At 44.4% G+C, this 18,792-nt stretch carries 19 protein-coding genes; 11 read left to right on the top strand and 8 right to left on the bottom strand.

The genetic code is table 11. From position 1 onward, the window contains the following. Positions 1-2 precede the first annotated feature (2 nt). The 5 genes from cmoB (at position 3) to ACFO4O_RS03850 (ending at position 6,063) form a co-directional block, all read left to right on the top strand. Positions 3-1,001, top strand: coding sequence for a tRNA 5-methoxyuridine(34)/uridine 5-oxyacetic acid(34) synthase CmoB (gene cmoB, locus ACFO4O_RS03870; RefSeq protein WP_382406046.1), 999 nt, complete (start codon positions 3-5; stop codon positions 999-1,001). A 270-nt stretch (positions 1,002-1,271) separates the two neighbouring features. Then, positions 1,272-2,168: a kinase gene (locus ACFO4O_RS03865; protein ID WP_382406045.1), complete on the top strand. Its 897-nt coding sequence runs from the start codon at positions 1,272-1,274 to the stop codon at positions 2,166-2,168. Next, positions 2,156-3,043, top strand: coding sequence for an HAD-IIB family hydrolase (locus ACFO4O_RS03860; RefSeq protein ID WP_382406044.1), 888 nt, complete (start codon positions 2,156-2,158; stop codon positions 3,041-3,043). The genes ACFO4O_RS03865 and ACFO4O_RS03860 overlap by 13 nt, the downstream gene beginning before the upstream one ends. Beyond that, the gene (locus ACFO4O_RS03855) at positions 3,036-4,262 is read left to right on the top strand and encodes a glycosyltransferase family protein (RefSeq protein ID WP_382406043.1); all 1,227 of its coding nucleotides are present in this window, start codon (positions 3,036-3,038) and stop codon (positions 4,260-4,262) included. The genes ACFO4O_RS03860 and ACFO4O_RS03855 overlap by 8 nt, the downstream gene beginning before the upstream one ends. Before the next feature lies 1 nt (position 4,263). Beyond that, positions 4,264-6,063, top strand: a complete 1,800-nt coding sequence (locus ACFO4O_RS03850) for a sugar phosphorylase (RefSeq protein WP_382406042.1) — start codon at positions 4,264-4,266, stop codon at positions 6,061-6,063. A gap of 105 nt (positions 6,064-6,168) precedes the next feature. Here ACFO4O_RS03850 and ACFO4O_RS03845 read toward each other — a convergent pair whose 3' ends face one another. Both ACFO4O_RS03845 and ACFO4O_RS03840 read right to left on the bottom strand, forming a co-directional pair. Then, complete coding sequence (locus ACFO4O_RS03845) at positions 6,169-6,963, bottom strand: DUF2189 domain-containing protein (protein WP_382406041.1); 795 nt, start codon at positions 6,961-6,963, stop codon at positions 6,169-6,171. A 164-nt stretch (positions 6,964-7,127) separates the two neighbouring features. After that, positions 7,128-7,658, bottom strand: a complete 531-nt coding sequence (locus tag ACFO4O_RS03840; protein ID WP_382406040.1) for a hypothetical protein — start codon at positions 7,656-7,658, stop codon at positions 7,128-7,130. A gap of 224 nt (positions 7,659-7,882) precedes the next feature. On the opposite strand from ACFO4O_RS03840, the gene ACFO4O_RS03835 reads away from it, so the two are divergent. The 6 genes from ACFO4O_RS03835 (at position 7,883) to ACFO4O_RS03810 (ending at position 13,602) form a co-directional block, all read left to right on the top strand. Continuing rightward, positions 7,883-9,103: a pyridoxal phosphate-dependent aminotransferase gene (locus ACFO4O_RS03835; protein WP_382406039.1), complete on the top strand. Its 1,221-nt coding sequence runs from the start codon at positions 7,883-7,885 to the stop codon at positions 9,101-9,103. An 8-nt stretch (positions 9,104-9,111) separates the two neighbouring features. After that, entirely contained in the window at positions 9,112-9,711 is a 600-nt protein-coding gene (gene yfbR, locus ACFO4O_RS03830) for a 5'-deoxynucleotidase (RefSeq protein ID WP_382406038.1), read from the top strand. A gap of 27 nt (positions 9,712-9,738) precedes the next feature. Further along, positions 9,739-11,061 (top strand): anti-phage deoxyguanosine triphosphatase, encoded by a 1,323-nt coding sequence (locus ACFO4O_RS03825; protein ID WP_382406037.1) that lies wholly within the window; start codon positions 9,739-9,741, stop codon positions 11,059-11,061. A 263-nt stretch (positions 11,062-11,324) separates the two neighbouring features. After that, on the top strand, positions 11,325-12,326 hold the full coding sequence (msrP, locus tag ACFO4O_RS03820) for a protein-methionine-sulfoxide reductase catalytic subunit MsrP (RefSeq protein ID WP_382406036.1): 1,002 nt from the start codon (positions 11,325-11,327) through the stop codon (positions 12,324-12,326). Positions 12,327-12,375: 49 nt separating this feature from the next. Continuing rightward, a complete protein-coding gene (locus tag ACFO4O_RS03815) occupies positions 12,376-13,020 on the top strand; it encodes a protein-methionine-sulfoxide reductase heme-binding subunit MsrQ (RefSeq protein ID WP_382406035.1) in 645 nt (214 codons plus the stop codon). Positions 13,021-13,200: 180 nt separating this feature from the next. Further along, the gene (locus ACFO4O_RS03810; RefSeq protein ID WP_382406034.1) at positions 13,201-13,602 is read left to right on the top strand and encodes a hypothetical protein; all 402 of its coding nucleotides are present in this window, start codon (positions 13,201-13,203) and stop codon (positions 13,600-13,602) included. 112 nt (positions 13,603-13,714) lie between these two features. Here the strand turns inward: ACFO4O_RS03810 and ACFO4O_RS03805 are convergent, their stop codons facing one another. From ACFO4O_RS03805 to pabC, 6 genes are read right to left on the bottom strand one after another with little or no spacing between them, the layout of a single operon-like run. Then, positions 13,715-14,479, bottom strand: a complete 765-nt coding sequence (locus tag ACFO4O_RS03805; protein WP_382406033.1) for a hypothetical protein — start codon at positions 14,477-14,479, stop codon at positions 13,715-13,717. Next, on the bottom strand, positions 14,476-15,252 hold the full coding sequence (locus ACFO4O_RS03800) for a TatD family hydrolase (protein ID WP_382406032.1): 777 nt from the start codon (positions 15,250-15,252) through the stop codon (positions 14,476-14,478). The genes ACFO4O_RS03805 and ACFO4O_RS03800 overlap by 4 nt, the downstream gene beginning before the upstream one ends. A gap of 7 nt (positions 15,253-15,259) precedes the next feature. Then, entirely contained in the window at positions 15,260-16,189 is a 930-nt protein-coding gene (locus ACFO4O_RS03795; RefSeq protein ID WP_382406031.1) for an AAA family ATPase, read from the bottom strand. 1 nt (position 16,190) lies between these two features. Then, positions 16,191-16,823, bottom strand: coding sequence for a dTMP kinase (gene tmk, locus ACFO4O_RS03790; RefSeq protein ID WP_382406030.1), 633 nt, complete (start codon positions 16,821-16,823; stop codon positions 16,191-16,193). 2 nt (positions 16,824-16,825) lie between these two features. Beyond that, positions 16,826-17,881: an endolytic transglycosylase MltG gene (mltG, locus tag ACFO4O_RS03785; RefSeq protein ID WP_382406029.1), complete on the bottom strand. Its 1,056-nt coding sequence runs from the start codon at positions 17,879-17,881 to the stop codon at positions 16,826-16,828. Continuing rightward, positions 17,882-18,727: an aminodeoxychorismate lyase gene (gene pabC / locus ACFO4O_RS03780; protein WP_382406028.1), complete on the bottom strand. Its 846-nt coding sequence runs from the start codon at positions 18,725-18,727 to the stop codon at positions 17,882-17,884. It lies immediately after the preceding gene. Positions 18,728-18,792 lie beyond the last annotated feature (65 nt).

Raw genomic sequence — 18,792 nt, 5'->3', positions numbered from 1 at the left:
TTATGAGTCGTGCTGATATTCGCTTTTCGCAGTTTGACCAATGGAAAACAGATTTTTTTACTGCTTGCATGGGAACGCCTCTGCAGGCTGCATTGAGCGAACTTTTACCCCTGCTTAACGCTATCAATACCAGTCAGCTGCACGCAGATGCTAAAAAGTGGGAGAAACAGCTGAAAGGGCTTCCAGAACCCGACGATTTCAAGCTTGATGTATCAAATGTGGTGTCAGTTGAATGCTCACCACCACTATCAGACGGCAAGAAACAAGCACTCGTTAATGTATTAAAACAATACATGCCATGGCGAAAAGGCCCTTTTTCTTTCTTTGGTGTTGATATTGACACCGAGTGGCGTTCGGATTGGAAATGGGACCGCATTGCCCCGCACATTCGCAGTCTTCAAGGCGCTCGCGTGCTAGACGTTGGCTGTGGCAGCGGCTACCACCTTTTTAGAATGCACGAGCACGGCGCACACCAAGTGATAGGCATAGACCCTACCATATTGTTTTTTTACCAATTTCATTGCATGAAAAAATACGCAGCCAATAATAATATTCATTATTTGCCTGTTGGCATTGAACAAATGCCGCAATGCGAAGCGTTTGACAGCGTATTTTCAATGGGTGTGCTATATCATCGCCCTGACCCACTGCAGTTTTTGAAACAGCTAAAACAACAGTTGAAGGCAAATGGGCAACTGGTATTAGAAACGCTTATTGTTGAGGGCGACGAAAATACCGTGTTCATGCCGTCTGGACGTTATGCGCAAATGCGTAATGTGTATTTTCTCCCGAGCAGTGCAGCCCTGACCCTTTGGCTGAACAAAGTCGGCTTTAAAGACGTGCGTCTGGTTGATGACTGCATTACGAGTATTGATGAGCAGCGCACAACCGAATGGATGACGAATCACTCTTTACAAGATTTTCTAGACCCTAAAGACGCCACCAAAACCATTGAAGGGTATAGCGCACCACGACGGGCTACCTTCATTGCGAGCAAATAAGGCTTACATCGAGTCGATTGGGTATTGATGAGCAGCATCTGCGTTGGCACGCATTGTGTAATACATGCTTAGGCACCAGACTGTATTATGCATAATAAGCATAAAGCACCTGCTTTTTTTATGTTGTTTTAAACATAACTATGATGTTGAGTTTTGGAGACTATAAACGATGCAAAGCACTAGCGAACTCTATTTTTTTCCCCCACGTTTATTTGAAAAACCTTCATCTATACCGCGTTATGCAGGCCATAGCGCGTCTAAGGCACTAGCTTGATAATCAACGACTGCTTAAATCGCTTTATCGAGGACGAGCGCCTGCCCGTAAGCTTTATTCATGAAGCTAAGAAATGGTACCTTCCTCTGTTAGCGCGCTTGTGCGATTTGCACAATTCGCACCAAGAAGGTGCAAGACTTCCCTTGTTTGTGGGCATTAATGGTGCGCAGGGAAGTGGCAAAAGTACGCTTTCCGCATTATTGGTCACTTTATTTAGGCAAGTTCATAAAATGAACGCCGTGAGCATGTCACTGGATGATTTTTATCTTACAAAAAGCCAGCGAACACATCTGGCCAAGACTATTCACCCTTTGCTGCAAACACGAGGTGTTCCTGGCACCCATGACCTTGCGCTCATGCAACAAACCTTGCACGCATTATTGCAAGCGCAGCCTTGCGCTATTCCAAAATTTGATAAAGCCTCTGACGATAGAGCCAACGAAGCCACTTGGGATAAAATAACTCACTCGGTTGATATTATCATATTGGAAGGTTGGTGCGTTGGCGCTGCGCCGCAGTCGCCTGAGCAATTGGCAGTAGACGCAAACGCATTGGAATCAACTCACGACAGCGCACATATATGGCGAAATTATGTCAATAATGCTTTAAAAGAAGACTACCAAGGCGTATTTGAAAAGCTTAACTACTTAATCATGTTGAAAGCCCCCTCTTTCGAGCAAATTTATCAATGGAGATTGGAGCAAGAGCGTAAAATGCAGCAGAGAAATATTGACAACGGAAATAGCGCCGGCGGAATGTCGCCCGCAGATATCGCTAACTTTATTCAGCACTATCAACGTATCACCGAATTTGGTTTATATGAATTACCCAAACGCTGTAACGAAGTATTTGAACTGAACACACAACGCAGTATTGTTTCATGTCGCTATTAATTCAAGACGCCTCTTCTGCGCTTATTTTTAGCGATTTAGACGGTACTTTATTGGATCATCATTCTTATTCTTATGAGGCTGCACTTAGCACCTTGCAAACGCTCGCAAAGATGAATGTGCCGGTTATTCTTAACACCAGTAAAACGGCCGCTGAGGTAAAAGTTATTCATAAGGAATTAGGCCTTGCTACTCCCTTTATTATTGAAAATGGTGCCGCTATTTACATGCCCAAAAATGCATTTGCGGCTAAACCTAAAGAAGCCATATGGCAAGACGGTTATTGGGTAAAAACCTTTGCATCTAAGCGAAGTCACTGGTTAGGTATTGTGGCAAAACTAAAAGAGCGCTTTGCCGGTCAATTTGAAGGCTTTTCTAATATGAGTCTTGAGCGCATCAGCGAGGTTACCGGTTTGAGTAATACCGATGCGGCCGCAGCGGCTAAGCGTTTGTATGGTGAGCCAGTTTTGTGGACTGGCACAGATGCCAATAAGACTCTATTTATTGAAGAGGCGCGAAAACTTGGCGCATTTCCCTTGGTGGGCGGTCGTTTCATTCACATTTGTGGAGATTCAAATAAAGGCAAAGCACTCACTTGGCTCAGCAAAGAGTATGCCCGCCAGCGAGTAAACAAAGGTCTCACGACTAAGCTCAGCACTATCGCGCTCGGAGACGGCAATAACGATATTGCCATGCTAGAGGCTGCCACCATTGCCGTGCGTATCAAATCTCCGGTTAATCCGCCTCCCCCGCTTACTCGGCAAGACGGCGTTTACACTAGCACACAATACGGACCGAGCGGTTGGCGTGAAAGTATCGAAAATATCATTCCCGAATTAAAAAACAACAATACAAATACAGGACACGGACATGGCTGATTTTTATCAAAATGGCATCATTACGACTCTTCACAACTTAGAATCACGAGACATTGATGATTTAGAGTCAGAGCTTCGCAGTTTTTCCGACCGCCGCCCCATGGGTTTAATTCTCCCTTCTTTGTTTTCAGAACTCGAGGGAAAAGCACTGCCAGATATCATAGACCATATCGCAAAGGTGCCTTACTTAAGCGAAATTGTCATCGGACTCGACAGAGCAAATCAGGACGAGTTTAAGCATGCCCTTTCATTTTTTGACCGCCTACCTCAGCGTCATCGTATTTTATGGAACGATGGCCCTAGATTAAAAGCGCTAGATGAAGAATTGCAAGCGCTAGGACTTGCTCCAAAAGAAATGGGTAAAGGTCGAAACGTGTGGTATTGCATGGGCTATGTATTAGCCTCAAACCGTGTAGAGAGCGTTGCATTGCACGATTGCGACATACTCACCTACGAACGCTCATTGCTCGCAAGGTTGATATATCCGGTAGCAAATCCTCAGTTTAATTACGAGTTTTGCAAAGGCTTTTATGCGCGAGTAGCGGATGGAAAAATTAACGGCCGAGTATCGCGCTTGCTAGTTACACCGCTTTTACGAGCGCTAAAGCATGCTGTGGGCCACAACGATTATTTAGAATATATGGATAGCTTTCGGTATCCATTAGCGGGCGAGTTTTCATTCAGACGGGATGTGCTCAACGACATCCGCATTCCTAGTGATTGGGGCCTCGAAATTGGGGTTTTGTCTGAAATGCACAGAAACTATTCACATAACCGTTTGTGTCAGGCCGATATCGCGCATAACTACGATCATAAACATCAAGACTTATCGTTAAACAATGATCAAGGTGGTTTGTCGAAAATGTCGATTGATATCACCAAAGCACTATTTCGCAAACTAGCGACCCAAGGTACGGTGTTCAATACTGAAACCTTTAGAACGATTAAAGCTACCTACTTCCGCATCGCGCTCGATTTTATTGAAACGTATCACAACGACGCCGTGATGAACGGACTTAAATTAGACATTGATTCAGAAGAACGCGCAGTTGAACTGTTTGCGCAGAACATCATGAAAGCGGGCAGCAGCTTTCTAGACAACCCAATGGAAACACCGTTTATCCCAAGTTGGAACCGCGTAGCGAGTGCCAAGCCAGATGTGCTTGAGTGCTTGAAAAATGCGGTTGAAGCCGATTTTGAGGAATTTAAAGGAAAATAAAATGAGCGATGTAGCAAGCCTTCTCAAAGACCGGTTAATTCACCAGCTTGCCTTTATCTATGCTGACGTAAGCCTAGATGACCCACTGCCCACAATCGCAGAGCGTTTAATGGCGTCAATGGGCTTGGCCGATACTGAGGGAGATGACTGTAATATTACAGCGCCGTGCCCCCATACAAATCTATGGTCAGAGCAAGATGTTATTCTCATTACTTACGGCGATAGCATCTACCAGCAGGCCGCGCATGGTAGCGATGACTCTGTTCCTGCGCCGTTACAGACTCTGCACGGCTTTCTTAAGCGCTATTGTTCTCATACCATCAATCATGTGCATATTTTGCCCTTCTTCCCCTACAGTTCTGATGATGGCTTTTCGGTCATTGACTATTCAACTGTAAATGAGGCCTTAGGAACGTGGGACGATATTGAGGCGATATCTGAAGATTTCGGCTTAATGGTCGACTTGGTTATTAATCACTGCTCTGCCCGTAGTGCATGGTTTATGCAATTTGTTGAGCAAAAATCGCCTGGCAAAGACTTTTTCTTCACTGCCGAATTAACCGATGACATATCTGAGGTGGTAAGGCCGCGAACGTCACCTTTATTGAGAGAAACCACAACGGCGACCGGCGTCAAAGAAGTTTGGTGTACCTTCTCTCATGACCAAGTCGACTTTGATTTCAGAAACCCTGAAGTACTCATCGCGTTTGCTAATATTATTCGGCTTTATTTGGATAAAGGTACACGTATCTTCCGCCTAGATGCCATCGCATTTTTATGGAAAATTCCCGGCACTAGCTGCATTAACTTACCACAAACACACGAGGTGGTTAGACTACTGCGCACCCTCATTGAGCATGCAGACCCAAACGCATTAATTATTACTGAAACCAACATACCCAATAGAGAGAACCTCACCTACTTTGGCAATGCCAATGAAGCGCACGCCATTTATAATTTTTCGCTGCCGCCGTTGTTGGTGAATACCTTGCTAAGTGGCTCAAGCCAATATTTAAAAAACTGGCTGATGAGCATGCCGCCAGCACAAAACGGCACATTCTATTTTAATTTCATCGCCTCTCATGACGGCATCGGTTTGCGCCCTGCCGAAGGTTTACTGAGCGATACTGAAATTAATGACTTGGTTAACTGCATTCTTAAATTTGGAGGGCGCGTTGGCTGGCGTACAGGCGACAACGGAAAACAAAAGCCTTACGAGTTGAATATCGCGCTAATTGATGCATTAAAAGGCACGTTAAAAGGTGAAGACCAATGGCAGATTGAGCGCTTTATTTGTGCACACGCCATCATGTTTGGCCTTGAAGGCGTTCCGGGCATTTATATTCATTCACTCATTGGTACAACTAACGACGAGGAACGGGTTGTTCATACCGGACAAAACCGTTCAATAAACCGTCACCGCTGGATTGATACGGCCTTAATAAAAGAGCTCGATGACGTACATTCTTTGCATCATCAAGTGTTGACGCAAATCACGCAACTGTTGCACATTCGTAAAGCGCAGCGTGCGTTTCACCCGAATGCAACACAGTTCACACTGCAGTTAAGAAACGAACTATTTGGTTATTGGCGACAAAGCATTGATAGAAAGCAGAGCATATTTTGTATATCCAACATTACCGATGAGCCACAAACTTTGCATCTATCAGACATTAATCTAATTGGAACTGAGCAGTGGACAGACTTAATTTCTCAAAACCAAATAGATGCAGAAGAACTTGAACATACCCTGCAGCCTTATCAAACTCTGTGGCTAACCAATCAATTTGATGCTGACTAAGAAGCAGCCAGCTTTATAGGGCCTCACCACACAATAAAAAACCACGGGATGCAAACATTTATGCATTGCCCGTGGTTTTGAAAAGGGTTAATTGTTAAAAGCGAATTATTCGAACTTACGCGTGCGCTTGGTTTCAATTGTAGCAATGTAACCGTGCCATGATGCATAGCCTAAGATAGGCATGATGACCAAGAAGGCGGCGAAAAAGGTGACAAATCCCAAAAACACTGAAAACAATATCACGCACGACCATACAAACATCGGGACTTTATTACGCCATACTGCGTTCATACTGGTGAGAACCGCTGTTGCTAAGTCTACCTTGCGCTCCAATAAAATAGGCTGGGTAAAGGCGCTGATAAAAAATACTAAAACCGTAAAACCAGCACCAACGATGGTACCTAAGGCTAAAAACGGCCATGCATTTGCAAACGTGAATTCTAGGTATTCAGGGTATAGGGCGTGGATTAGCGACGCTACGCGTAACCAAAATATCATCAGTATCATGAGGAAAAGACCAAATCCCCACTCATTAACCGCATTTCGCGACATGGCTTTCAAGGAATGTCTGAGCGATGGCTTGTGTTGCTTTTCAAACTGCCACGCAACATCGTACAAACCGGCCGCTAGGAAAGGACCAATCAGCATAAAACAAACCATGGCAGGAAATATGACCAGATGCCATTCTGTTGCATAAACTAAAAAGTAAATCGAAAGTGGCAAAATGGTAAATATAAATCCGTAAGTGAAACTTATCAGCTTTGCTTGTTTAAAGTCATTTATAGCCAACGCAATCCAGCGAAAACAGGCAAACTTATCTAGTGTTTTACAAGGAATAACGCGTGCGATACCGCTCTTTTCAATGGCATTTTCAGCGGTTTGTTCTATTTCTTGAGACATGATGGCCCCTTAATTGGCGTAGCAGTGTGTAAGGCTTAGCGCATAAAATTATGCTATTGGATTCTACGATGCAATAGTGCAAATAGATTAACATTACATTAACACCATTAAATCCCAGACTCTACTGCATACTAGGTAAATTAATTCGCAAGGTCAAAATTTGATCACGACTTGTTGATCTGGGTCAGTCTCCAATCGATTGGGCTTGAAAAATATTCACTTAAAAATTCGTTAAGGTCGCTAAAACTCGTCACCTCACAGGGATAGCCAGCAATCATTTCCGCGACAAACTTGTGACAGTTTTGCCTTAGCAAATGGTATTTATATAACGAATATAACTGCGACTTCGCCCTTTCAACGCTCGCACTCTCGCTTAGCGGGGTATCAAGCATATTGCAGGCAACATATATGTCGTCGCCACTGCGATTTTCAATAAAGCGTTTAGGGCTCACGCAGCGTACCAAGCCACTGCCGTTAAGTTCGTAAATATTGCCATCGACCCAAATGCCAGTGTGGTCTAAGACCTCGTAAATACCGCAGGTTACGATGCTCCCGTTTACCGGAACGATTGCGCTATTGCAGTCTCCAGGCAGCCTGCTCACGATATTTTGCTCACGCAAGTGTGCAACGTTGAGTTTATTGCCGGCGTAAATTGATATTGCCGCGGCACCTAACCATAACAAAGGGGCTGGCATAATTATGTCTCCTGATATCAATCGCGCGATTGAGTTTATCGTATTAGCGCACCACACAGTGTTAGTAAAAACACTCCGTGAGGTAGACGCATATCGAATGATACAAAACCTAAAGGTAAATAAGTGTTTTAAAGTGTGACAAAAGGTGTCATTAGGACTTAACACACTGCAATCTATGCTTTACTCTAAGAGCATCTATTCTCGTTTCAGTTCACTTTTACCTCATGCACCGCATTCTACAGTCAAAAAAACTTGAAAACGTATGTTACGACATCCGTGGTCCCATTTTAGCCCAAGCCAATCGCATGGAGGAAGCTGGTGAGCGCATATTAAAGCTCAACATAGGCAACCCTGCCCCATTTGGCTTTGATGCACCTGACGACATCCTCAAAGACGTTATTCGTCAGTTACCTACGGCGCAAGGCTATTCTGATGCACAAGGTATTTATAGTGCACGTGTTGCCGTCATGCAGTACTACCAACAAAAAGGCATAGAAAATATCGCCATTGAAGATGTTTACTTGGGCAATGGTGTGAGTGAAATGATCACGATGTCAATGCAGGCATTGCTCAATTCAGGCGACGAAGTGCTCATACCTGCCCCTGACTACCCTTTATGGACTGCTGCGGTCAATCTCTCGTCAGGCACGGCAGTTCATTATCGATGCGACGAAAAGGCCCATTGGTTTCCCGATATTGACGATATCAAATCAAAAATTACGCCAAATACTAAAGCCATAGTGTTAATTAACCCAAATAACCCAACCGGTGCAGTCTATTCACCTGAGTTATTGAACCAAGTGGTTAAAGTGGCGCGCCAGCATAACTTAGTTATATTCAGCGACGAAATATACGACAAAGTCCTCTACGACGATGCTCAGCACACCTGTATCGCTTCATTAGCCCCGGACCTTGTGTGCGTGACCTTCAGTGGTTTATCTAAAAATTATCGCGTTGCCGGCTTTAGAGCTGGGTGGCTGTTAGTAAGTGGGAATAAAAAGGCGGCTAGCAGCTATATAGAAGGGCTCACTATCCTCTCTTCTATGCGCATGTGCGCAAATGTTCCTTGTCAACATGCCATACAAACTGCTCTAGGCGGTTACCAAAGCATTAATGATTTGGTAAGCCACGATGGACGCTTGGTGACTCAGCGCGATTTAGCATATGAGCGACTCAATGCAATGCCCGGCGTAAGTTGTGTAAAACCACAAGGCGCGATGTACTGCTTTGCGAAAGTGGATGCAAAACGTTTTAATATCAAGCATGACGTTGACCTAATTTTAGACCTATTGCGCGACCGAAAAATTTTACTGGTACACGGCAGTGCGTTTAACCTGCACGAGGGTACCTATTTTCGACTAGTCTTTTTGCCTCACAAAGACATCCTTACGCCCGCTTTAGACAGCATGCACGATTTTTTTGAACACTATAAGAGAGAAGGATAATGTTGCCTGTGAAAAGTAGTCCATTTTTAGCTTGGATGCTGCGTATGCCCTTAATAAAACGTTGGGCGCTGATGCATGCGGTGAAACGCGAGAATGTTGCTGAGCACAGTCATCAAGTTGCGGTAATTGCCCACCTTTTAGCCAGTATTCGGAATACGTATTTTCAAGGTAACATTAACCCAGAGCGAGCGGCTACCGTAGCGCTTTATCACGAGGTGTCTGAAACAAAGCTTCAGGACATCAATCACGTCACTAAGTATCATAATCCTGATTTGACGCGTGAATTTAAAAAAATTGAAGAAATGGCTGAAATTGAGTGTTTGCACACTTTACCAGAAGAACTTCAAGCGCAGTTTTCAGGTTTATTGGTGCAAAAAAATGTTGAGCCTGAATACAAAAAAATAGTGAAAGCAGCAGATTTAATCTCGGCCTATTTAAAAGCCTCCGACGAGCTGAGTTTCAAGAACAAAGAGTTTGCTCACGTTAAATCGCGCCTCGACAGCATGCTAGCAAAATATGCAGAGGATATGCCTGAGATAAAAATGTTTTTCGATCTGTTTGAAGAAAAGTGTTTTGTTAACGTTGATGAGCTATCAAAAACCACCTAAACCAATTTCACTTTTAAGAGAAGCGGCATGAATCTTTGGGAACAACGCAAACAGGCGCGCAGTGCACAACGCGATGGCGATCATCGTAGTCCTTATCAGCGTGACAAAGCACGCATCATGCATTGTGCCGCCTTCAGACGACTGCAGGCTAAAACACAGGTGGTGGGCGTTGGTATCAGTGACTTTTATCGCACCCGCTTAACGCATTCTTTAGAAGCCGCGCAAATTGGTACTGGCATTACCGCACAGTTAAGTCAGAAATACCCAGAAGCGGCGAATGCACTCAGACTAGATGAACATTTGATTGAATCCATTTGTTTAGCTCACGACATTGGTCACCCACCCTTTGGTCACGGCGGCGAGATTGCGCTGCATTACATGATGAGCGACCATGGAGGATTTGAGGGAAATGGCCAAACCTTTCGGATTCTCACAAAGCTAGAATCTTATTCACAGAACGACGGCATGAATCTAGCTCGGCGTTCCTTGCTGGGCATTATCAAATATCCCAATTTCATTAGTGAGTTAAGCAACCCAAATTATCACCCGCCTAAGTCAGACAAAGTTGCTCAGGTGAAAGCCAGCATGTGGCATCCTCCTAAAGCCTTGTTCGACTGCGATAAAGAAGCTTTTGATTGGGTAGTTGCGCCACTTAACGAACAAGACAAACAACAATACATGCAGGCAAAATCCAACGGCACTCAGCACAGCAAGACCCTATATAAGTCGATTGATTGCGCCATTATGGAGCTTGCAGATGACATCGCTTATGGTATTCATGATTTAGAAGATGCCATTGTGATGGGCTTGGTAAATCGTGATATGTTCAATGAGCAGGTCACAAACAAGTTAGCAAGCCTAAGTATTCCATGGCTGTCGGAGCAAGCGCATGATATTGAGGCGCAGCTTTTTCATCGAGAGGCTTATAAACGAAAAAACGCCATTGGCGCACTGGTAAATTGTTTCATTACCGCAATTGAAATTGTGAATTTAGGGCAATTTGACGAAGCCCTTCTCGACAATAGCGCTAAACTTCCGCAAAGCTATCATGATGCTTTACTAATTTTTAAGGCTTTTGTGTTTACTTTCGTGATCAAAAAGCCTGAAATTCAACTATTAGAATATAAAGGGCAACAGATTGTAATGGCCTTGTTTGAAGCATTTGCGAGTGACCCAGCCAGATTACTACCACGCAATACCGCACTGCGCTGGGAACAGGCCCAAAGCGAGGGCAATGCACTGGGAATGCGTGTTATTGCTGACTACATATCGGGTATGACCGATGAATATGCTAATCGAGTCTACGCCAATCTGTTCCTTCCTAAATCTCATCGCATTACAGACCGTTGAGGCGTGACGAGCATTGCTTGTGACTTTGCTGCATGACTTTTCGGCATGACTTTGCAGTAAAACGTTGCGGCATCACTGCGCGGCATGGCTTCGCATCACAATATTGCAATAATTTGTACGTAATGAATTAACGCATAGAGAAGCGCGCTTCGATATTTGAAACTGTTTGACTGTTTTGCCGGTCTATACCTTGAGAGTTAGGCTTTGTATGTACTTCACGCAGAGCATGTTTGCATGCGGTTCCATAAACAAGAGGCAGTACTGTGATTATTAAGTCACCTAAACAAAACCATTTAACCGAAAACGACGTCACCGACGAGCAGGTTTACCATGGACGCCGTGACCTCTTAAAAAAATTGGGGTTCACAGGTGCAATGACGCTTTTGTCTCAAAGCGCTATGGCAGGGCCATTCGACTGGTTTAGCAAAGATGAGAAGCCAACTTTCAAGACATCTGAGTTAAGGTTTAAAAAAGCACCTGAATCGGTAAGGCCGCTTACCGATGAAAGTGTTGCAAGCAGTTACAACAACTTTTATGAGTTTGGTACGAGTAAAAGCGACCCTAAAGAAAATGCGCAGTCGTTTGTTGTAGACCCATGGAAACTAGAAGTAAGTGGCCTAGTTGAAACGCCCATTACCCTCAATTATGAAGACCTTTTTAAAAGATTTGAGCTGCAGGAGCGAATCTACCGGCTAAGATGCGTTGAGGCATGGTCGATGGTAATACCATGGATAGGCTTTACTTTGGCTGAGCTTTTAAAAGCAGCCAAGCCCCTAAGCAGCGCAAAATATGTTGCCTTTGAAACGCTATACAGTCCTGAGCAAATGCCTGGACAGCGCAGTCGCTTTACCGGAGGCGGCGTTGATTATCCCTACGTTGAAGGTCTGCGATTAGACGAAGCGATGCATGATTTAACATTAATGAGCGTAGGAATGTACGGTAAAACTCTTCCCCCACAAAACGGTGCGCCTATCCGCTTAGTTGTACCGTGGAAATACGGTTTTAAGAGTATAAAATCGGTGGTAAAAATTGTATTAACCGACAAAGAACCCCCTACTACATGGAACATTCTTGCTCCTGATGAATACGGGTTTTACGCAAACGTTAATCCTAAAGTCGACCATCCAAGATGGTCTCAAGGTCGTGAACGCAGAATACTGGGCTCGGGTTTAAACACTCAACGACGCATTGATACTCAAATGTTTAATGGTTACAGCGAGGTTGCTTCCCTATATAGCAACATGGATTTACGGCGTTTTTACTAGATGAACACCTATTAAATGAACGCGTATTAATGAACGCGGCCCGCTTACTATGCAAACCGTAAAAAAGATGCAGAATAGCTTGAACTCAATGCGCCCAATTCGAATTTCGAAGGGCTGGATAAATGCCGGCCGAGCCTTGATACATATCATATCTATAGCTTGGCTATCAGTTGTGTATCTAGACGCGCTTAGTGGTGAGTTACCTGGCGATCCGGTGCAGTATTTACTCGATTTTAGCGGTATCGGTACGCTACATTTGTTGATAATGAGCCTGCTAATAAGTCCAATGGCGCAAACATTTAAATTTGGACAACTTGTACGGCTGCGCAAAACGCTGGGCGTTTATGCTGCGGTTTATGCGCTGTTTCACCTGTATGTTTTTATTGCCTATGAATTGCAATACGAATGGCTTTTGATAGCCGAAGAGATAATTAAGCGGCCCTATATTACCGTGGGCATGCTTGCTCTTAGCATTTTAAGCGTTTTATTAATCACCTCACTGCAAGCCATAAAAGCTCGTATGGGCACTGCATGGCAAAAGCTTCACAATTGGGTATATCTGGCGACCATACTGGGCTGCATTCATTTTTTGTGGTCAGTTAAGTCAAACTGGTACGAGCCTACTGCCTATCTCATAACTGCACTCATTCTAATCAGCCTTCGCCGAAAAAAACTACAAAAAATATTCAAATAGTCCTTGATTGTTTATTTATACAGTAGTACTGTTCACCCATACAGTATTACTGTGTACTTATACAGCTTGTATATTTCACTGACTTACGCCGTAAATATGAATGGTTTGAGGATAAGCATTCTTTGATAAAGGTTCAAGTGAAGTATGACATGCCTGTAACTACATATAACGAGGTACATCATGACATTATCAACACAAACAATTGGATTCTTAGCAAGCAGTACTCAAAAGACTGTCGCAATAAAAGCAAGTGCAAGCCTCCCCGTACAGAGTGAATTATTTGCAAACGTTAGCCCAATTACCGAAGCGAAAAGCAAAAAGAAGCGTTGGTTATGTAATGTGTCTGAGGGCCTTCGTTTAAGCAAAAACGTTGAAAACGGTCTTAATATTGATAGCTCCGGAAAGTATTCTCAATACGAGCTTATGGTAAAGCTATTGAAGGCAGAAACCTGTGATGTCATTTATTTTAACTGTTCACTGAGTGCGAGCCAGATTGGTATTTTGAAGATGCTTCAAGTATTTTCAAACACAGAACTAGTGCATTCGAGGCTCGCCATGCAGTTTGACAGAGCAATCGGATAACTTAAATCGAATAGCTTATTCAATCGCCCTGCTCTTCTGTTTATGTGACGATACTAGCGCTGTGAGTGAGCACCTTATGAGTATGCAGATTATGCGTGTGCAAGCTATACGCTCATGGGTTGACGCTTTGTTTGAGCCACTTAGTTTGCTCTAAGCTATAGAGGTTTCTTGTATGTGGTCTCGACTTAAGGTCTAAATAGTCCACCTCGAAAGGATGAAACACAACAACCGCAAAGTGCGGACTAATTGTGTCTTGTTCGTTTTGTGCTTGGTCGCCTTCACGTTTTGTCCCTGCTCCCTCACTACTTTTTTTACTAGCCTCGTCACTATTGATTTCGTCACTATTGATTTTGTCACTATTGATTTTGTCACCCTCGCCACTTAACTTGGCGCTCTTAGGCGCAGGACAGTAAAAGCTAGCCTTAGCGCTTGATGATAAACCTTCCCAACGCGCTTTAAAAATGGACGATGCCAGTTTCAGTGTTTCTCCAGCACACGCGCTTTCTGATGCCTCTATCACACCGTCTTGGTGAATATTCTGAAGCAGTTCATGACCTGAACAAACTATTCTACCGGCTTCATTATGATGTATAAGCGACACCCGGCACCTGAGTCGGTATTGCTCTCTAGATTTTACAAAGTACCAATGCAGCGCGGCTTCAGCCAGTGCTTTCCACTGCTCGCATTTCTCGCTTCTTATGTCTGTTACGCTGAGCAAGCTATTACTGCGAGGTGCATGATCACGAAATACCATGGTTCTTAACGCTGGGGCGCCGTCAGTTGTTATGCTTGCCACCTGAAAATATTTGGCTTCAGGCTTGCTTCGGCTTAAGTGTAAACTGCGTGAGAGTTGCTGTCGCCATTCTGGGTAAATCATGATGAACGCTGAATTCGATTAAACAATTGATAAAAATTTTGAGTGGTAATGCTCGCCAGCTCATCAAGGCTTATGCCTTTTAGCTCAGCTATACACTCAGCCACGTTTACCACGTATTTTGGTTGATTCTCTTTACCACGGTGAGGTATGGGTGCTAACCAAGGTGAATCAGTCTCAATCAGTAGTTTATCTAGTGGTAGTTGTTTTACCGTTTCTTGTAGTTCTGCAGCAGACTTAAAGGTAACAATGCCCGATATTGAAATGTAAATGCCCATGTCAATGGCCGCTTTTGCCATTTCAAGGGATTCAGTGAAGCAATGCAGCACAGCTCCAGTACTCTGCTCATAATATTTTTCAAGCAGCTGCAGCGTATCTTCTTGTGCATCTCGAGTGTGTATAATCAGCGGCTTTTGTACTTCATTTGCAACGCGAATATGATCTTTAAAGGACTGTAACTGCACAGCTTTAGTGTCGGCGCTGTAATGGTAATCGAGTCCTGTTTCACCTATGGCAACAACGTCATTACGTTGACCATGCGCAAGTAAGGCCGCGTAATCGCAAGCATCTTCTTGATGCAGTGGGTGTACGCCGCAGCTCATAGAAACATTGGGATAATGCGCCACTCGCTCTCGCATCTGCTCAAACTCTTTCACCGAGACCGCAACACAAAGCATATGTTCAACCTTATGCTCAGTGGCCTCAGATACGATACTATCTAGCTCGCTATCTGCGTTTTTAAGCCTATCTAAATGACAATGTGAGTCTACAAACATGCTGCTCCTAATCTAGTTGATGCACTTGGGCTAATAATGCAGACAAAATAAGCACCTTATTTAAACCTGCCTGCCGAAGTTTTTTACTCGCGTGTGAGGCGCTGTCATAAATCTTCATCCACTGTGTATCCACCACAGCACGACTTTGATCAGTGCTTTGCTGCACACCTTTAGCAAAATATTGCAAACTTAATTGTGCGGTCCAGTGCACCACATCTGCAGCTTGCTCTTTCCATTTAGCGGCAATACTTTCAGCGCTTTCGACTTTATCTAATAAAGACGTAAAATCTGTTTCAAATTCGGAAAAACTCATGTCACTGCTGTTAGATTTTGCCAAAAAAAGCAAAGGGCTATGTTTGTAGGCCGCTAGTTCTAACTCGGTGGGTAATGCTACTGCTTGCTTATCAACAGCTTGCTCCATTAAATAGTCAACACTTTGCTGATAGCTAGGCATCACAGCACGTATTTTTTCACATCGGCTCTTAATGGTCGCCAATAAATATTGCGGTGCGTTTGTCGTCAGTATCAAATAAGTATGATTAGTGGGCTCTTCTAGCGTTTTTAGCAAAGCATTACTGGCCGATTCGCTCATCGTCTCAATATGCTCAATCAAAACTACCTTATTTGCACTCATCTGGGCTGTCTTGTTAACTTGCTCGATGGCCGCCCTGACGGCATCCACGCCAATTTGCGTTTTTTCAGTGAGCACCTCATGAAAATCAGGGTGAGACTGAGCTTGAAACAACAAGCATGGCTTACAGGAACCACATGGCAACACAGCATCTGATGCACATAAAATACGCTTTGCAAGCGTATGGGCAAGCTGAGATTCACCGCAGCCTTTTTCGCCAACTAAGAGTACACCATGATGCAACTTATCTTGCGCCAAGCGCTCAGCAAGTTTTGTAAACGTGGTAAGTAACCATGGGTAAAGCATCTTAGGCCCTATTATCTATAAACTGTTGCAGCGCGATTAGCGCATCTGCCTGCACCTTCTCAATCGCCTGAGACGCATCGACTGTTACTGCATTCGGGAGTGCCTCTATTTGCTGTAGGTAGGTTTCCCGAGCCCTTTCAAAAAACGCTAAACCGGCCTGTTCAATTCTGTCAAGCTCACCTCGCCCTCGTGCGCGGCTCAGGCCAAGCTCGGGGGCAATATCTAAATATAGCGTAAAATCAGGTGCAAAGGTGCCTAAGGTCATTTGACGTAACGTGGACAGTGTTGCTAACGATACACCTCGCCCACCGCCCTGATAGGCTACGGATGACAGGTCGTGGCGGTCGCCTAACACCCACGCTCCATCATCTAAAGCCGGTTTTATTACATTTTCAACCAGTTGGCTGCGCGCTGCATACATTAATAAAAGCTCGGTTTGTTGAGTGACTGTTTCGTCAGGCCAAGCTTGCTTAACGCAGTCTCTTATCGCCTCCGCCATTGGCGTTCCGCCAGGTTCTCTAGTGGTAACTACACGGATAGCATGTTCTTCAAGCCGTGACTTGAGTGCGCCCATAACGCTGCTTTTGCCTGCTCCCTCAAGCCCTTCTATTACAATGAACGCGCCTAGAGCCATATTTAATTCCTATTTAGCTGATACTTTGCTACCGCGTCATTGTGCTGAGCAAGTGTGGTTGAAAACTGATGACTTCCATCGCCTTTAGCAACAAAATACAAGTAGTCCGTTATCTGAGGCATTACCGCGGCGTTTAGTGACTCGCGTCCTGCCATCGCAATTGGCGTAGGCGGCAGTCCCTTTATTCGATAGGTATTATATGGCGTTGTTGTGCGCAAATGCTTGCGCGTAATGTTGCCGTCAAATTCTGGGCCGATGCCGTAAATAACCGTTGGGTCGGTTTGCAAACGCATATTGAGCTCTAAACGATTACTAAACACGCCTGCAATAAGCCCACGTTCGCTTGCAACAGCCGTTTCTTTTTCGATGATCGACGCTAAAATCAAGGCTTCATAAGGCGAATTGAGCGGAATATCTATATAGCGAGACTGCCAGGCCGCCTCAAGCGTTTTCTTCATCGCTTGATAGGCTCGCTGAATAACAGAGAGGGCTGAGTCCTGATAGTTATAAAAGTATGTATCAGCCAGTAAACACCCTTCCACGGTCCTAAGTTCATTACGGCAAAAACCAGCGCTACCGCTTGCATCAAGCGAACTATCTTCAACCAGTATCTTGTAAAGCGAAGATGCATCCGGAATATCTTGCTTCAGGTTAGCTTGTGAACGAATCAGCTCAAGCCATTGGGCAATTGTTTGGCCCTCTACCAACGCGATACTAAATTGTGTTTCTTTTCCGCTACTGAGCCGGGTAAACAAATCACTGACAGTAGTATTTACTGGAAACTCGTAATATCCAACTTTTACCTGACTCATGTTTGGATTCAACTTAAGCCAAGCCCTAAAACGATAATCGTCGAGCTTTTTACTAACATCCACAAGATCGCGATAAATGCTAGGGGCAGATTCACCGGCTTTTACGTGAACAACAATCGGTTTAGTTGAACTTAGCTTTACATCCGACAGCGCATTTATATACTGCCACGCATAAATGCCTGCGACCATCACAATCAAACCAAGCGCGATAGTACAAATTAGGCTTACCTTTAGGTACTTTGGCATTTAGGCTAAGCACTCCTGAGCAGGACTAGCTAATATCTTGGTGAGAAAGGGCTTAATCAGTTCGTCTGCATTCACATTAAGTGCGTGTTTTTTACTATTTAGCACCAGCGTTTTCACCGCGCGAATGCCTTTTACTGCATTGCTCAACAATACGCATTCAACATCCGAAAACTGCCGAATATGATGGGTGGCTTGGTTCACATATATGCCCTGCTGTGATAAGTGTGCGATAAACGCATCGCGCATCACGCCTCTCACGCCATACCGATGTAAAGGAGGTGTGTGCCATGCGCCATTCAAGCGATAAAAAATATTGGCCGAGCTTGCTTCAATTACTTGGCCGCTCTCATTGCACATTAGCACTTCTTCGCATCCCATATTTGTTGAGCGCGAGCGCGCTATCACTTGCGCCAAACGATTATTGTGCTTTATTTCTGTCATGCCAATATGGGAAGGAAGTGGAACATCACTTACCCCCAAAGTTTCAACATCGGCAAGGCCATGCATGGGTTCACCGCTAAAACGCGTGATAATGCAGCGCGTTTGCTGAGGTTTTGGTGCCTCATAGCCTCTCCCGCCGCTACCTCTGCTGATCAATACCTTGAGCACTTGTATTTGTTCGCCTGAACTAGCTAACTCTTTGAGTACACGCTGCAGGCCCGTCCAATCGTCAAATTCAATGTTTAATACCTCGCAGGCATGTTTTAAGCGCTGCATGTGTTCGTCAAACAAAACAACTTGCCCATTTTGCGCATACGCGCTTGTAAACGAGGCGTCACCATACTGGACGCTACGGTCAGAAAGTGTAATATTGGCAGGGTTAATGAGAATTTCAGAATTTGGCATCGAATTAGTTTAACGTCAAACCGTCGTCAAGAAAACGCATAATCAACATTACTTGACGACGAATT

It is taken from the genome of Glaciecola siphonariae, from assembly GCF_042652645.1.
Lineage (GTDB): Bacteria > Pseudomonadota > Gammaproteobacteria > Enterobacterales > Alteromonadaceae > Glaciecola > Glaciecola siphonariae.
The sequence above is the reverse complement of the archived record's forward strand: the minus strand, read 5'-3'. Positions and strand labels throughout refer to the sequence as shown.

Bases quoted from the DNA above. Each gene is read 5' to 3' on its own strand.
- ACFO4O_RS03825 (WP_382406037.1), top strand. From the start codon at position 9,739: ATGAATCTTTGGGAACAACGCAAACAGGCGCGCAGTGCACAACGCGAT.
- pabC (WP_382406028.1), bottom strand. From the start codon at position 18,727: ATGCCAAATTCTGAAATTCTCATTAACCCTGCCAATATTACACTTTCT.
- ACFO4O_RS03840 (WP_382406040.1), bottom strand. From the start codon at position 7,658: ATGCCAGCCCCTTTGTTATGGTTAGGTGCCGCGGCAATATCAATTTAC.
- ACFO4O_RS03845 (WP_382406041.1), bottom strand. From the start codon at position 6,963: ATGTCTCAAGAAATAGAACAAACCGCTGAAAATGCCATTGAAAAGAGC.
- ACFO4O_RS03800 (WP_382406032.1), bottom strand. From the start codon at position 15,252: ATGTTTGTAGACTCACATTGTCATTTAGATAGGCTTAAAAACGCAGAT.
- ACFO4O_RS03810 (WP_382406034.1), top strand. From the start codon at position 13,201: ATGACATTATCAACACAAACAATTGGATTCTTAGCAAGCAGTACTCAA.
- ACFO4O_RS03805 (WP_382406033.1), bottom strand. From the start codon at position 14,479: ATGATTTACCCAGAATGGCGACAGCAACTCTCACGCAGTTTACACTTA.
- ACFO4O_RS03860 (WP_382406044.1), top strand. From the start codon at position 2,156: ATGTCGCTATTAATTCAAGACGCCTCTTCTGCGCTTATTTTTAGCGAT.
- cmoB (WP_382406046.1), top strand. From the start codon at position 3: ATGAGTCGTGCTGATATTCGCTTTTCGCAGTTTGACCAATGGAAAACA.
- ACFO4O_RS03795 (WP_382406031.1), bottom strand. From the start codon at position 16,189: ATGCTTTACCCATGGTTACTTACCACGTTTACAAAACTTGCTGAGCGC.
- ACFO4O_RS03815 (WP_382406035.1), top strand. From the start codon at position 12,376: ATGCAAACCGTAAAAAAGATGCAGAATAGCTTGAACTCAATGCGCCCA.
- ACFO4O_RS03850 (WP_382406042.1), top strand. From the start codon at position 4,264: ATGAGCGATGTAGCAAGCCTTCTCAAAGACCGGTTAATTCACCAGCTT.
- tmk (WP_382406030.1), bottom strand. From the start codon at position 16,823: ATGGCTCTAGGCGCGTTCATTGTAATAGAAGGGCTTGAGGGAGCAGGC.
- ACFO4O_RS03835 (WP_382406039.1), top strand. From the start codon at position 7,883: ATGCACCGCATTCTACAGTCAAAAAAACTTGAAAACGTATGTTACGAC.
- ACFO4O_RS03855 (WP_382406043.1), top strand. From the start codon at position 3,036: ATGGCTGATTTTTATCAAAATGGCATCATTACGACTCTTCACAACTTA.
- mltG (WP_382406029.1), bottom strand. From the start codon at position 17,881: ATGCCAAAGTACCTAAAGGTAAGCCTAATTTGTACTATCGCGCTTGGT.